Here is a 14,808-nt window from a genome sequence, read left to right on the forward strand (position 1 = left end):
CCATGACCGATGTCCAGTTTCGCGACCTGTCGAAATCGTTCGGGCACCACAAGATCCTCGAGGACATCAACCTCGAGATCAACAGCGGCGAGTTCGTCGTGCTGGTCGGCCCTTCCGGCTGCGGCAAGTCGACCTTGCTGCGCATGCTGGCCGGGCTGGAGCCGATCACGTCCGGCGATCTCATCATCGGCGGCCTGCGCGCCAACGACTTGCCGCCGCAGCAGCGCAACATCGCCATGGTCTTCCAGTCCTATGCGCTGTTCCCGCATCTGAAGGCGTCGGACAATATCGGCTTTGGTCCGAAAATTCGCGGCGAGACCCGCGCGGCGATCGACGACAAGGTCAAGAAGGCGTCCGGCATCCTCAACCTGTTCTCCTATCTTGATCGTTACCCCCGGGAATTGTCGGGCGGCCAGCGCCAGCGCGTCGCCATGGGCCGCGCTATCGTGCGCGAACCGTCGGTGTTCCTGTTCGACGAGCCCCTGTCCAACCTCGACGCGCAACTGCGCGTGCAGATGCGTACCGAGATCAAGGCGCTGCACCAGCGGCTGAAATCGACGATCGTCTATGTCACCCACGACCAGATCGAGGCCATGACCATGGCCGACCGTATCGTGGTGATGAACCTCGGCCGGATCCAGCAGGTCGGGGCGCCGCTGGAACTTTACGACCGACCGGCCAACAAATTCGTCGCCAGCTTCATCGGTTCGCCCTCGATGAGCTTTGTTTCCGGCGCCCTCAAGGGGTCTGCGACAAAGGCCTGGTTCGAGACATCAGGTGGCGGCCGCCTGGCGCTGGTCGGCAAGGCCGTGCCGGCGGCCAATACATTGGAGACTGGCACTGTGGAAGCCGGCATCCGCCCCGAACATTTCGTCGTCGGCGGCGCCGACGATGCGATGGCCATCGATGTCGACGTGGTTGAGCCGACCGGCGCCGAAACCCATGTCTACGGCGCGATAGGTCCCGACACGGTGCGCGCTGTGTTCCGCGACCGGCTGCAGATTCGGCCGGGCGACCGCCTGCCGGTCAGTGTCGATCCCGCCAACATCCATCTGTTCGACAAGACGACGGGCCTGCCCCTGTGAGGACACCGGTATGAAGACGCCGGCCGACATCATCACGCGGCTGCAGCTTATGTCGCAGGACGGCACCAAGTCGGACCGCAGGCTGGCCGGCCTTGTGCTCTCCGATCTCGACTTCGCCTCCAAGGCGGCGATCTCGGAGATCGCCGCGCGCGTCGGCGTCAGCGAGCCGACCGTCACCCGCTTCTGCCGCAATCTCGGCTGCGAAGGCTTGCGCGACTTCAAATTCTATCTGGCGCAGGCTATCGCCATCGGCGCTCAGTACCTGTCGCCGGAACCGCTCAACCGCGACGTCCGCGAACAGCGCATCGCTTCGGCCATCACCGAGGCGGCAATATCGGCCATGCAGCGCGCCAGCGAGAACCTCGACATGAAGGTGCTGGTCGGCGTCGCAGCGCGCATCGCCGGTTCGGGCAACGTGCTGTGCATCGGTTCCGGCGGCATTTCCTCGATGATGGCGACCGAGATGCAGAACCGGCTGTTTCGGCTCGGCCTGTCGGCGCTGGCGCAGGTCGACGGCCAGCTGCAGCGCATGTATGCCGCCGTCGCCACGCCCGAGACGACTGTGGTTGCCTTCTCGGTGTCGGGCTACGCGCGTTCGGTCATCGAGGCCGTACAGGTGGCGCAGCAATATGGCGCCGCCACGGTCGCCATCACCGCGCCGGACTCGGCGCTGTCCAAGGCAGCCGACACGGTGATCCATTTCCAGCCGCTCGAGGACGGCAACATCTACAAGCCGACATCCTCGCGCTACGCGCTGATGGCGATCGTCGACATGATCGCCACGTCGGTTGCCGAAACGCGCGGACCGAAAGTCCTGGAAAACCTGCGCCGCATCAAGCAGAGCGTGAACACGCTGAAGGTCGACGACCCGCGTTTGCCCCTGGGGGATTGAGAGCCGGGCGGGCTGCCATACGGTGCAAAAAGCCCCCTCACCCGGAAATCACCAGCGCCGGCGCCAACCTCTTCTCCCCGCCGCGAAGCGGTCGGATGAGGGGCGCGCAGGGGAACTCGGGCTAACGGGCGAGTGCCTCGATACTCTTCGCCAGAGCCCCCGGGTCACCCGCAATACGCAGCGTCTTCAGCCGCGCCGTGCCGCCGGCAACCACCGACACAGCCGACACCGGCACGCCCAGTGCCTTGGCAACCAGCTTCTCAAGCGCCGCATTGGCGGCGCCATTCTCCGGCACGGCGCGCACGCGCGCCTTCAAATGGCTGCGCCCGTCGGCCGCCGTCTCGACGCCTTCGAGCCTGCTCAGCGCCGCCTTTGGCGTCAGCCGGACGAACAGGTCTACGCCATCGTCACGCAGGCGAAACGGCGTAGCCATCGAATGGCTGGCTCAGACGACCAACGACAGTACGGTGGTGAGCAGGAACTGGCGGAGGAAGAAGATGAGCAACAGCAGAATGATCGGCGAGATGTCGATGCCGCCGAGATCCGGGATGAACCGGCGGATCGGCCGCAGCGCCGGCTCGGTCAGCCGATAGAGCGTGTTGCCGATGGTGCCGACGAACTGGTTGCGCGAGTTGACGACGTTGAAGGCGTAGAGCCAGGAAAAGATCGCCGAGGCGATGATGATCCACCAGTAGATGTCAAGCGCCATGACGATGGTTTGAATAAGGGCGATCATGCCGGTCTCCAATTGTTGCCGACATGTAACCATTGCACGCCGAACCGGCAAGGGCCGGCTTCCGCCACATGCCGGACCCAAGGCCTGAAACGAGGTCATTTGCGCAAAACGCCGCCTTGACAGGAAACCGCTGCCTTCGATAAATGCGCCATCCGTTGGACGGGGCTGTAGCTCAGCTGGGAGAGCGCGTCGTTCGCAATGACGAGGTCAGGAGTTCGATCCTCCTCAGCTCCACCATCGGATCAATCACCGAAATGAACCCACGACCATCGATCGGGTCGAATTTCAGATGGCGGCAAGATGTCTGCCGCCGAAATCCCTGAGCACCAGTCTCGCTGTCGCATCGGTACGGTTCGATCAAGTGCATGGTCCGTGCGCGCCAATCTCGCGCCCATCGCTGCAGAACGTCTGAACGCCGTGTGAGGTATGTCATAGTTTATTGCTGCGCGAAGGTATTATTGGCACGGTCACATGTTTCGCCATGTGGGAGAAAGCGATGCCTTATTCACAAAGCGATGTGCGTGCTTATCTGGATAGCTATGGCGGTCTTTTGGGAACCCGCGTTGAGATGGTTGAGACGGACAGCCAATGCTTTGTGCGGGTAATCGAGGACGAAGAGGAACGCACCTACTCATTCGAGCCGGGATCCTTCGCCCTGGCCTTCGCTGAACGCCAGCGAGTGCGCCTTAAGCTGCCCGCAATCGAGCGCCCTTTGACACAGCCCAGATTTCGTGGCCCTGGCCGCGTCAATGCAAAATCCGGCGTATCGGACCAGGCCTCCTCAGGCCACCCGGACAAAGCTCGTCATTCCCGATTTCTGGTGCTCGATGATGTGGCAGTGCAGTAGCCAGTCGCCCTGGTTATCGGCGACGAAGCCGAGCTGAACCTTCTCGTTGGGCTGGATGAGATAGGTGTCGGAGATCGTCGGCTGCACCGGACGCGTCGAGGACGACAGCACCTTGAAGCTCATGCCGTGCAGATGGATCGGATGCGATTGCGGCGTCAGGTTTTCCATGTCGATGACATAGCTTTTGCCGAGCTTCAGTTCGGCCAACGGCGCGGTCGGATCGGACGTATCGCCTGGCCACGGCACCTTGTTGATCGCCCAGAAACTGTAGCCGAGCGAGCCGCAGATGCCGTCGCTCGGCACGTTTTCCGCCGTAGCACTGAGCGACAATGAAATGTGCTCGGCAGCGGCGAGATCGACTTGCTGGACCGGATTGATCTCCAGCGGTGCAAGGTCGCGAAGGTCGCGTTTGAGAGAAGTTCCAACGGCACGCAGCGTCGCCAGGATTTTGGGCTTGGTGCCCCTGACGTCTCCCAGGCTGACGACTGCCCCTTCATCGTCGGGCATGCGAATGGCGAGCTCCAGCCGCTGTCCGGGTCCGAGCTGCAAGGCATCGGGCGCAAAGCGCTGCGACACCGGATTGCCGTCAAGCGCGATCACCGTCGCTTCGGCGCCCTCGACGCGAAAAGCATAGACGCGCGTAACGTCGGTGATGGCGACTCTGAGCCGCACCAACCCTCCGGCCGGCGCGTCAAATTGCGGCTGGTCGAGCCAGTTGGCGGTGCGCACCGTGCCGTAAGTGCCGGATCTTGCGGCATCGCGCGGCCGGAACTGATCGATGAACTGCCCATCGTCGCCGAGCCGCCAGTCGCGCAGATTGATGACCACCTCGGCATCGAAATGCGGATCGTTCGGGTTCTCCACGACGATCACGCCGGTCAGTCCGTGGCCCATCTGCTCAAGCGTGTTGCAGTGCGGATGATACCAGAAGGTGCCGGCATCGGGCGGCGCGAAGGCGTAGTCGAAATGATCGCCGGTATAGACATAGGGCTGCACCAGGAACGGCACGCCGTCCATCTTGTTGGGAACGCGAATGCCGTGCCAGTGGATCGTTGTCGGATCGTCGATGCCATTGACCAGCCGGGCGGCGAAGGGCTCGCCCTTCTTCATCCTGAGCACCGGCGGCATGCCGGCGTCGCCATAGGTCAACACATTTTTGGTCTGGCCGACATCCATCAGCTTCGCCTGGATCCGGGTCGTCTTCAGCAGCACCGGCTCGGGCATGGCCGCGGCCCAGCTGCCCACTTTGCCCATGGCGGAGAGCCCGATCCCACCTGCGCCGGCAATCGCGGCAGTTCTCAAGAGTTTGCGACGTGTGAGGACCGTCATATTCGCTCCAGCTGAGAGGCCTCGGGGGGCCCGGCACCCACATGGCACAAGCGACGAACCGGCGCCATCGCGGCGCAGCGGATCGCTGTGATCCCCGATTGACCCAAACTCGGGAAGTCAATCAAGTCACATTCGCCTGACCGAAAGAGCCGCTCTTGGATACCGGCTCGTCGTCCAGAGGTTGAGCCTGCGGCAACGAGATGCCCGTTGCCGGCACCCGTCAGTGGCAATCGCGGCGGAGCCTCGCCGACCCTTCGCGTCGAGTTCGGGATTTCCCAGTCGCTAATCGCGCAGGCTGAAAACGAAAGGCGCCGTGCGGGTGACGCGCGCGCCGAGCTTGACGTTTGGCAAACAGATGTCGCATGCGGGCGATCTCGATCATCTTTGGACAACGTCCTCGAAGCTGAGGTCGAAACGCAGGAGATATTTGCGCAGCCGGTCGGCGTCGTTGCCACTGGTTTTCTGCAACCGCGAAACCGCGAATAGTCTTCGCCCGGCCGCGCTGATGGAATTGCTGTCACGGCAAACCTCGAGCACGGCAGCGAGCTGCGCCCGGTCGAACATATCGATCTGGCCTTGGCGGTCGGCGCCAAGAATTTCCTGTAGAATGCCGCCCCGGTCGCCAGTATCGCCGGCACGCCATAGCGCCGTCAGCCGGTCGATCTCGTCGCTTACGGTCTCCTCATTGATGCGGCCCAACGGTGCCAGCGTCGCCATGCGGGTCACCGAAGCCGAGAGATCGCGGAAATTGGCTCGCCACATCGCCTCCGGCGCGATGGCAAATTTCAAATAGAGGTCGCGCGCTTCCTTGTTGAAGGTGACGTTCTGCCCTTCGCGTTCGCCGAAGCGGCGCAGCTCGAAGTCCAGGTTCGGCTCTATGTCTTCCTTGCGGTCGCGCAGCGCCGGAAGCTGGAAGGTCCACAGATTCAGCCGCGCAAAAAGATCCTCGCGGAACTTACCCTCCTTCACGCCGATAGACAGATCGCGATTGGTGCCGGCGAGAAGCTGGAAATCCGACATCACGTCCTGATCGGCGCCGACCGGTAGGAAGCGCTTTTCCTCGATGGCGCGCAGGCACATGGCCTGCTCGTCCGGGCCGAGCTCGCCGATCTCGTCGAGAAACAGCACACCCTTGTTGGCCGATTTCATCAACCCGGCGCGCTCGTTCTGGGCGCCGGTGAAAGCACCCTTGACGTGGCCGAATAGCGTCGACATCGCCTGATCGCCGCGCAGCGTCGCGCAATTGACCTCGATGAAAGCGCCGGAAACCTGCCGCTGCGCCTTCTTGAGTTCGTAGATACGCCTGGCCAACTGCGACTTGCCAGCACCCGTCGGGCCGGTCAGCAAAACCGGCGCGCGCGAACGGATCGTCACCTTCTCGATCTGATCGATCATCTGGTTGAAGGCCGGATTGCGGGTGGCGATGCCCGATTTCAGGAACGACGTCGCCTCGTCGCGCTCGGCGGCAAAGCGCGTGGCGATGGCATCGTAGCGGGACAGATCAAGATCGATGATCGAATGGCTGCCCGATGCGTCGTCACGTCCCTCTTTGCGCGGCGAAAGCTGCAACAGCCGCGCCGGTATGAAGCGCGCCTCGGTGAGCAGGAACCAGCAGATCTGGGCGACATGGGTGCCGGTGGTGATGTTGACGAGATAATCTTCCCTCTCGGGATCGAATGTGTAGGCGCGGGCGAAGTCCCGCAGCCCCGTGTAGACCTCGCTGAAATCCCAGGGGTCCTTCATGCCGATGATGTGCGACCTGACCTCGGTGGCCGGCGAAACCTGTTCTATGTCGGCAATGATCTGCCTGACCAGCCGCTGCGATTGAACGTCATGGATGAGTTCCAGCCGATCGATGAACAATCCCGGCTGCTGACACAGCGCAACCGTCGGCCGCCACTTCTTCCAACGGTCGTCCCCCCGGCCCGCATCGAGCGTCGTTCCGAGGATACCAATCGCAACGCGTCTTTTCATTTTATCCTATATTATAACTACCGAGATTTTTGGATTACTATACAGGCACCCGTTCGAGAAGCACCAGTGCCAGGAAGCTTCGATGGTGATTTTTATTTTACAATAAAATCAATTATTTATGGAAAATAACACAAGCCACGGTGCGCTCATCCTTCAAACTGGCACGCCGCCTGCAATAATGCTGGTGTGAAAATGAAGGATGAGAACAATGGCGAACAAATCCGTGTTTGCGACGATTGCAGGAAAGCTGCTCCCGCCGGCTGACGCCAGGAACCGTGAAGGCGCCCAGGCTTATCGCCTGTCGCCCCATCAAGCCTTGGCGCAGCTGGCGGCGACGGGCACGTTCAACGCGACTTTCTATGCCGAGCCGCGCGAGCAGCTGGACGACGTGTTGAAGCTCGCCTGGCAGGTCGAGCCGGGATTCCTGGCGCGCACGGCCGTCCACGCTTTCGAGCAGGGCTACATGAAGGACATGCCGGCATTGCTGCTGGCCGTTCTCTCCTCAATGCAGGACGACGAGTTCGACCGTGCTTTCGGGCGCATCGTCAGGAACGGCAAGATGCTGCGCAACTTCGTACAGGTCATGCGTTCGGGCGCCACCGGGCGCAAGTCGCTCGGCACGCGGCCGAAGCGGCTTGTCCAGGCCTGGCTCGAGCAGGCGGCCGATTTCGAGATCATGCGGGCTGCGGTCGGCAATGATCCGTCGCTGGCCGATGTCATCAAGATGGTTCACCCGAAGCCGAAATCGGCATCGCGTGAGGCGCTTTATGGTTACCTGATCGGCAAGCCGCATGACGCTTCGGCACTGCCGGACGTAGTGAAGGCATTCGAGGCGTTCAAGCGCGATCCGTCGCTGCCCGTGCCGGAAGTGCCGTTCCAGATGCTGACCTCGATGCCGCTGTCGCGCGAGCATTGGGTGCAGATCGCCGAAACGGCCGGGTGGCAGATGCTGCGGCAGAACCTGAACACTTTTGCCCGCAACGGCGTGTTCGAAGTGGAAGGGTTCGCGGAGAAGCTGGCGGCGCGTCTGCGTGATCCGGAAGAGATCCGGCGCGCCCGGGTATTCCCGTACCAGCTCATGGTGGCGTTCACCATGACTGGTGCGGACGTGCCTGGCGTGGTCAAGGATGCGCTGCAGGATGCGATGGAAATCGCGCTCAGCAACGTGCCCCGGATCAAGGGCAATGTGGTCGTGTGCCCGGATGTTTCGGGTTCGATGGGTTCGCCAGCGACCGGCTACCGCAAGGGCGCGACGTCGGCCGTGCGTTGCATTGATGTGGCTGCCCTGGTGGCTGCCGCGATGCTGCGACGCAACCCGACGGCGAGGGTCTTGCCGTTCGAGAACGATGTGGTGGATATCCGCCTCAACGCTCGCGACACGGTGATGACCAACGCCGCCAAGCTGGCTGCCATCGGTGGCGGCGGAACCAACTGTTCGGCTCCGCTGGCACGGCTCGTCCGCGAGAAGGCAAAGGTCGACCTGGTGGTGTTCGTATCGGACAACCAGTCCTGGGTGGATGCGTCGGCGCATGCGCATCAGGGCACGGCGACGATGCAGGAATGGCAGAAGCTCAAGGGATTGAACCCTGGGGCCAAGCTGGTCTGCATCGACATCCAGCCCTACGCGACGACGCAGGCCAAGCCGCAGGTCGACATCCTGAATGTCGGCGGCTTCTCCGACCGCGTTTTCGACGTGGTCGGAACTATGCTGACCTCGAGCGGCGACCCCGACCATTGGGTGCGCACGATCGAGGCGATTGACCTCTAGACAATGGTCCCGGCAGTGCGTCTGCCGGGACCACCGGAACAAATTCAGGGCATGACGAATGCCGATGGAACTACAGGCTGTTCACCTCCAGGTCGCGGGTTCGAATCCCGTCGGGTCCGCCACTATGGACCCGTAGCTCAGCGGATAGAGCGGGACGTTTCGTCAAACCTTGTCGTCATGCCCGACGATTTTTTGCGACTTCGGTCGTACTTGGAAAGGAAAAGCATTGAAGGCGTGACGAATGCCTGTGGAACTACAGCACTTCCAGGTCGCGGGTTCGACCCCCGCCGGAGCAGCAGCTCCGTAGTTCAGCGGACAGTACGGGAAGATAGGTTTCACAACAGACTTGTCGTCACATCTCGCAAAAAACAGCCGCGGCGAATGCCGGATGGAACTACAGCACCATGAACGGGATGCTCCGTGAGGTTCGACTCCTCAACCTTGCAGGCGCTCTCTGGCACGAGCGGGACTCCCGGTGTTCCATCATCCCTTGTCGCCGCGGCAAATCAAATGGCGAATGCTGGCAGGACTACAGGTAGCGCGCCCGTCGAAAGGCGGGAGGTCGGGTGTTCAAATCACTCTCACGCTCTGCGGAGCGGGGTGGCGCAGTCACCGTCTTGCCAACCCTTGTCGCCAGCCGATTGAACAGGGCGAATGCCTGCGGGAATACATCTGCTAGCCAGGTGGTTCGAATCCATCCGTCGATCCTTGGATCGACCGGTTTCTCGCATCGACTTGTCGCCCGCCAGAGAGAAAGAGAATGAATGGCGAATGCAGGCAGGACTACAGGGATAGAGCGTCCGCGGCGAAAGTCGCGGAAGGTCGGATGTTCAAGCCATCCCTTCCGTCTCCGGATGGAAAGTAGCTCAGTAATTGTCCTGCCGACTCTTTTCGTCAGACCGAATGAATAGGACGAATGCCTGTGAGACTACAGGTAGACGCGGCCTGCTTAAGGCAAGCGGGTGCCGAAAGGCGTGAGGGTTCGTGTCCCTCCTTCGCATCTTCGCGAAGTGGCGGAAAAGACGTCTCGCATTCCCTTGTCGTCCGTTCGCAATACGCAGTGCTTCCTACCGAAAGTGAAAGAACATGACCGAGATTTTGAGTGGACAGGATTTGATCGACGCCGGCATGCCGCAGGGCAAGTGGTTCGGCAAGGCGCTCGCGGCTGCGAATGCAGTGCTGGAGAGCGGCGGCTCGCCGGGAGACGCGCTGGAAGCGGCGCGCACTTTCGCGCCGCCACCAGCGCTGAAGCTGCATGCGGCCCATTCCATGCCGCTGCATCTGAACATCGAGGCCGAAACGCCGGACGAGGCCGCCAACGTCGAAGCGGTTACGCGCAGCATGGCCGAATTGATGCGCACGCCGGTGATCCGTGCCGGCGCCATCATGCCGGATGCCTGCCCGGCCGGTCCGTCGGGCACCATTCCGGTTGGCGGCGTCGCGGTGTCCGAAGCGATCCATCCCGGCATGCATTCGGCCGACATCAGCTGCTCGATGGCGATCTCGGTATTTCCAGGCGTGGCGCCTGCCGCTCTGCTCGATGCCGTGCACGCGGTCACCCATTTCGGGCCGGGCGGACGTCCGCGCGGCCAGCAGATCCGGCCAGCCAAGGAGGTCTTCGAGCGTTTCGAGGCCAACCCCTTGCTGCGCGACCTGACCAGTGCGGCGATCGAGCATTTCGGCACGCAGGGCGACGGCAACCATTTCGCCTATGTCGGCACGCTGAAGTCGAGTGGCGAGACGGCGCTGGTCACCCACCATGGCTCGCGCTCGCCAGGCGCGCGGCTCTACAGCAAGGGGATGAAGATCGCCGAGGGCGTCCGCAAGACGCTGTCGCCGGAGACCTTGCCGCAGAATGCTTGGATTCCAGCCGACACCAGGGAAGGCGATGAGTACTGGGATGCCCTGCAGACGATCCGCGAATGGACCAAGGGCAACCATATGCTCATCCACGACCTGACGGCCGAAAAGCTGGCGGCGAAGTTGTCGGACCGGTTCTGGAACGAGCACAACTTCGTCTTCCGCCGCTCAGACGGGCTGTTCTACCACGGCAAGGGCGCCACGCCGGCCTTCGACAACTGGGCCGATGATGCGACCGATCTGACGCTGATCCCGCTCAACATGGCGGAACCGGTGCTGATCGTGCGCGGCAAGAACGCGGCGCACGGACTTGGCTTCTCGCCGCACGGCGCCGGGCGCAACTTCTCGCGCACCCAGCACCGACGTATGCAGGCGGGGCGCAGCGACGTCGATATCTTCGCGGAAGAGACGAAGGGCATCGATGCCCGCTTCTTCTCGGGCGTGACGGATATCTCTGAGTTGCCGAGCGCCTACAAGAACGCTGCGTCGATGCGCCGCCAGATCGAGCATTTCGGCCTGGCGGAGATCGTCGACGAGGTGGTGCCCTATGGCTGCATCATGGCCGGCGATTGGGAAGTCAATGCGCCGTGGCGCAAGAAGAAGGAAATGCGCGCACAGCAGAGGCAGCAGAGCGAGTCCTGACAAGAACGTCGCCGGGTGCGGGCAGTCATTTCCGCATCCGGCGGCTTCTGCGACCGGAACGATCAGCCCGCCGCCCCCGGCCCGGCCTAATTGCGCAGGCTGAACGCCAAGGGCAACCTGACAAGCCGGTTGGCGCCTTCCGGCGGTGCCGGCAGCTTGGCCCCGCTCAGCATGTCGAGGACGCTGCGGTCGATATCCGAGTCACCGGACGAGCCTGTGATGCGAACGGAGATCACCCGGCCGGAGACGTCGACATTGAAGGCGACGTTCACGGTTCCCTCCGCCCGCCGGGCTTTTGCGGCGCTCGGATAGCGCTTGTGCCGATTGACCCATGCAGTCAGCTGCGATTGCCATTTTTGGGAGTCGCCGGATCGTGAAGCCGATGCCGCCAACTTCGGCGCGGCGGTTTTGGCCGCCGCCTTGGCGTCGATGCTGGCCGTCGTTACCGTCTTGGGCGGTGCCGCTTTCTCCTTCTTCTTGCGCTGCTTCGGCTTTTCGACAGGCTTCTTTTCCGTCGTCTTCTTCGCTTCGACCGGCTTGTTCGCCTTGACTTCCGTCTGGATCGGTTTCGGCTGCGGCAGCGGGATGACCACGTCGGGCGCGACTGTCTCGACGATGTCGGGCACGACCTCTTCGAGTGGTGGCGGCTGCTCGCTCAGCGCCGCAACCGTCGGCTCCGCCGGCTCGGGCGCCGTGGCCTCTTCGGCTTCGACTGGCTGTTCGGCGACCGGCTCCGCTTCTTCCACGACCGGTTCCTCAACCGGCTCGGTCACCGGATTGACCTCGGCGATGGTCTCCTTGACCGGTTCGGCCTGGTCGGGCGTCACCACATCCGACATCGGTGTCTCTTCCTGAACGGCGGGTGCGATCACCATCGGCGACATTTCGATCGCCAGTGCCGGTGGCGGCCCGCCATCCGACATCTCGGACAGGCTGAAATTCTGCACGGCATAGGCGACCGCCACATGCGCGACCAGAACCAGGGTTGCCGCGCCTGCCCACAGGCCAGCCGCGCGCAGGCCGAAGCGCGGCGGATCGATCCTGGGCAGGGCGGCGGCTTCCGTCATTGGATTGGGTCGCTGTTTGGCGCCGGAGCCGCGCCTCCGCTCGTGGCCGGCGCGGTGGCATCGGCGGCGGGCAATGTCTCCAGCCCGACCAGCGCGATCTTGAGATAGCCGGCGCCGCGCAGGAGGTTCATCACCTCCATCAGCTCGCCATAGCCGACCGTTTTGTCGGCGCGCAGGAAGATGCGCGTCTGCTTGTCGCCCTTGGTCCTGCCGTCGAGCACGGCGGCGAAGGTGGGGCGCGGCACGCTGTCATTGCCGATCGCCAGGGTGAGATCGCTTTTCAGCGTCAGGAAGATTGGCGTCTCGGGCCGCGGCGCCGGCGTCGCCGTCGAACCGGGCAGGTCGACATTGACATCGACCGTCGCCAGCGGTGCCGCGACCATGAAGATGATCAGCAGCACCAGGATGACGTCGATGAACGGCGTGACGTTGATCTCGTGGCTTTCCTCGAGATCGTCGCTTGCCGTTTCGCGAATTCTAGCCGCCATGGCTGCTTACTCCGCCGCCATGGCACTTGCCGGCGGCACGGTGCGGAAATCGAGGTCGCGGCTGACCAGCCGCTCGACGCCGGCCGAGGCATCGGCAAGGATCTGCCGGTAGCCGGCTATGGATCGCGCAAAGACGTTGTAGATGACCACCGCCGGGATTGCCGCCACCAGGCCCATGGCGGTGGCGAGCAGCGCCTCGGCGATGCCCGGCGCGACAACGGCGAGATTGGTGGTCTGCGCCTGCGAGATGCCGATGAAGGCGTTCATGATGCCCCAGACCGTGCCGAACAGGCCGACAAAAGGCGCGGTCGAGCCGATCGTCGCCAGCAGGCCGGTGCCGCGCGACATGCGCCGCGCCGCGGCCGCCTCGATACGCGCCAGGCGCGACGTGACGCGCTCCTTCAGGCCCTCGCCCGAGACGTGATCCAGCGCGCCGGCCGAAAGCGCCGCCTCTTCCTCGGCTGCGCGCACCAGAAGGGCGCCGGGGCCGTTGTTGTGGCCGAGCGCGCGTCCGGCCTGCCTCAGCGTCGCGGCATTGCCGATGGCGTTGGCCGCGCGGCGGGCGCGCAGCTTGCCGCCAAAAATCTCCAGCGACTTGGCCAGCCAGATCGTCCAGGTGACAAAAGAGGCGAAGGCAAGCCCGATCATCACCGCTTTGACGATGATGTCGGCGGCCATGAACATGCCCCAGGGCGACAGGTCGTGCGGCAGCGTCAGCGAGATCGCCGTCGACGGCTCTGCCCCTGCCGCCGGCTGTGCCGGCTGAACGCCTGGCTGCGGCTCCGCCGGCGCGGCTGCGGCCGGCGCATTTGCGGCGGGCGCGGAGGGTGCCTGTGCCGCCGGGGCCTGGGTTACCGGCGCCTGTGCTGCCGGAGCCGGCGTTGCCGGCTGTTCCTGCGCCACGACGGCGCCGGCCGACAGGATGAGCGATGCGGCCAGCGCCGCTAGGAGACCGTTTCTGGACACGCTTCGTCCTCGCTTTGTCATTGCACGTAACCAATCGGCTGGCCGGTGACGGGATGCGCAAACACCCCCATCTCGACACCGAAAATACCCTTGAGCACGTCGCCCTGCATGATCTCGCCGGGCGTGCCACGGGTCAGCAGCCTGCCGTCCTTCAGCGCGATCAACTCGTCGCAATAGCGCGCCGCCATGTTGGGATCGTGCAGCACGACGACGACGCAAAGATCGCGCTTGCGGCTGAGATCCTTGACCAGCCGCAGCACTTCGACCTGATGCGCGATGTCGAGCGCCGAGATCGGCTCGTCGAGCAGCATGACGCCGGCATTCTGCGCCACCAGCATGGCGAGCCAGGCGCGCTGGCGCTCGCCGCCCGACAGTTCGTCCACCAGCCGGTCGGCGAAACCGGCCATGTCGGTCAGCACCAGCGCCTCCTCGACATGCCTTTTGTCCTCATGGCCGAAGCGGCCTAGCGCGCCATGCCAGGGATAGCGCCCGAGCGTCGCCAGTTCGCGCACGGTGAGGCCGGTCGCCGCCGGCGTCGTCTGCGGCAGGTAGGCCAGCGCACGCGCCAATTCGCGCGCGCCCCATCCGGCCAGCGGCCGCTCGGCGAAGCTGATCGCGCCGGCACTTGCCGGCTGCTGGCGCGCCAGGAGCTTGATCAGCGTCGACTTGCCCGACCCATTGTGGCCGATCAGCCCGTAGACGCGCGAACGCTCGAGTTCGAGCGAGACCGGGCCGAGCAGGGTCCGCTCGCCGACGGCGAAACGCACCGCTTCGATACGGAAGGCAGTCTGAATTCCAGCCACGCTCGGGTCCTTCCGCAATTCGGGCCTTTCTGCAACTCGGGCTTGCGGGTTTGTCGGAAACCCATTCCCGGCAGCCATCACCGGTTGACTATGAAACATGAGTTTACTAGTCAACTATGAAGATGACTTTTTAAATCAACAAAATGTCGAGTCGCGCTGGCGACACGTCGAAATCAGCGGCTGGCGACCATCCGTGGCGCCGACCGCATCGTCGTGGTCTCCGATTCAGGCATCGTCGAGCAGGGCTCGCACAGCGAACTGCTCAGCGCCGGCGGCATCTACCGGCGCCTACATGACGCCCAGCATTTGGCATCGGCGCACTGAGAGGGTGGACGGCGGCGCCATCGCCGG

12 protein-coding genes and 1 tRNA gene are annotated in these 14,808 nt (G+C 63.6%); 5 read left to right on the top strand and 8 right to left on the bottom strand.

Going from position 1 to position 14,808, the window contains the following annotated elements:
- Positions 1–2 precede the first annotated feature (2 nt).
- Together A6B35_RS02830 and A6B35_RS02835 are read left to right on the top strand one after the other, a co-directional pair.
- Entirely contained in the window at positions 3–1,085 is a 1,083-nt protein-coding gene (locus tag A6B35_RS02830) for an ABC transporter ATP-binding protein (RefSeq protein ID WP_006201187.1), read from the top strand.
- 10 nt (positions 1,086–1,095) lie between these two features.
- A complete protein-coding gene (locus tag A6B35_RS02835) occupies positions 1,096–1,977 on the top strand; it encodes a MurR/RpiR family transcriptional regulator (RefSeq protein WP_006201186.1) in 882 nt (293 codons plus the stop codon).
- A gap of 121 nt (positions 1,978–2,098) precedes the next feature.
- Here the strand turns inward: A6B35_RS02835 and A6B35_RS02840 are convergent, their stop codons facing one another.
- Together A6B35_RS02840 and A6B35_RS02845 are read right to left on the bottom strand one after the other, a co-directional pair.
- Complete coding sequence (locus A6B35_RS02840) at positions 2,099–2,410, bottom strand: DUF167 family protein (protein ID WP_006201185.1); 312 nt, start codon at positions 2,408–2,410, stop codon at positions 2,099–2,101.
- A gap of 12 nt (positions 2,411–2,422) precedes the next feature.
- Entirely contained in the window at positions 2,423–2,713 is a 291-nt protein-coding gene (locus A6B35_RS02845) for a YggT family protein (RefSeq protein WP_006201184.1), read from the bottom strand.
- A gap of 161 nt (positions 2,714–2,874) precedes the next feature.
- On the opposite strand from A6B35_RS02845, the gene A6B35_RS02850 reads away from it, so the two are divergent.
- A tRNA-Ala gene (locus A6B35_RS02850) sits at positions 2,875–2,950 on the top strand.
- Positions 2,951–3,494: 544 nt separating this feature from the next.
- Here the strand turns inward: A6B35_RS02850 and A6B35_RS02855 are convergent.
- Positions 3,495–4,889, bottom strand: coding sequence for a multicopper oxidase family protein (locus A6B35_RS02855; protein WP_040582424.1), 1,395 nt, complete (start codon positions 4,887–4,889; stop codon positions 3,495–3,497).
- 378 nt (positions 4,890–5,267) lie between these two features.
- Positions 5,268–6,863: an RNA repair transcriptional activator RtcR gene (rtcR, locus tag A6B35_RS02860; protein ID WP_006201182.1), complete on the bottom strand. Its 1,596-nt coding sequence runs from the start codon at positions 6,861–6,863 to the stop codon at positions 5,268–5,270.
- A 208-nt stretch (positions 6,864–7,071) separates the two neighbouring features.
- Here rtcR and A6B35_RS02865 point away from each other — a divergent pair, with 208 nt between their 5' ends.
- Both A6B35_RS02865 and A6B35_RS02870 read left to right on the top strand, forming a co-directional pair.
- Positions 7,072–8,631 (top strand): vWA domain-containing protein, encoded by a 1,560-nt coding sequence (locus A6B35_RS02865; protein WP_006201181.1) that lies wholly within the window; start codon positions 7,072–7,074, stop codon positions 8,629–8,631.
- A gap of 1,086 nt (positions 8,632–9,717) precedes the next feature.
- Positions 9,718–11,133 carry an RtcB family protein gene (locus A6B35_RS02870; protein WP_006201180.1) on the top strand — a complete coding sequence of 472 codons (1,416 nt, stop codon included), beginning with the start codon at positions 9,718–9,720 and terminating at the stop codon, positions 11,131–11,133.
- Positions 11,134–11,219: 86 nt separating this feature from the next.
- Here the strand turns inward: A6B35_RS02870 and A6B35_RS02875 are convergent, their stop codons facing one another.
- The 4 genes from A6B35_RS02875 to A6B35_RS02890 are packed head-to-tail and all read right to left on the bottom strand — an operon-like array spanning position 11,220 to position 14,457.
- Positions 11,220–12,200 carry an energy transducer TonB gene (locus tag A6B35_RS02875; RefSeq protein ID WP_006201179.1) on the bottom strand — a complete coding sequence of 327 codons (981 nt, stop codon included), beginning with the start codon at positions 12,198–12,200 and terminating at the stop codon, positions 11,220–11,222.
- On the bottom strand, positions 12,197–12,688 hold the full coding sequence (exbD, locus tag A6B35_RS02880; protein WP_006201178.1) for a TonB system transport protein ExbD: 492 nt from the start codon (positions 12,686–12,688) through the stop codon (positions 12,197–12,199). Before exbD ends, A6B35_RS02875 begins: the two co-directional genes overlap by 4 nt.
- Before the next feature lie 6 nt (positions 12,689–12,694).
- Positions 12,695–13,654 carry a tonB-system energizer ExbB gene (gene exbB / locus A6B35_RS02885; RefSeq protein ID WP_006201177.1) on the bottom strand — a complete coding sequence of 320 codons (960 nt, stop codon included), beginning with the start codon at positions 13,652–13,654 and terminating at the stop codon, positions 12,695–12,697.
- A gap of 17 nt (positions 13,655–13,671) precedes the next feature.
- A complete protein-coding gene (locus A6B35_RS02890; protein WP_006201176.1) occupies positions 13,672–14,457 on the bottom strand; it encodes an ATP-binding cassette domain-containing protein in 786 nt (261 codons plus the stop codon).
- Positions 14,458–14,808: the final 351 nt, after the last annotated feature.

This window comes from Mesorhizobium amorphae CCNWGS0123 (assembly GCF_001686985.1).
GTDB lineage: Bacteria > Pseudomonadota > Alphaproteobacteria > Rhizobiales > Rhizobiaceae > Mesorhizobium > Mesorhizobium amorphae.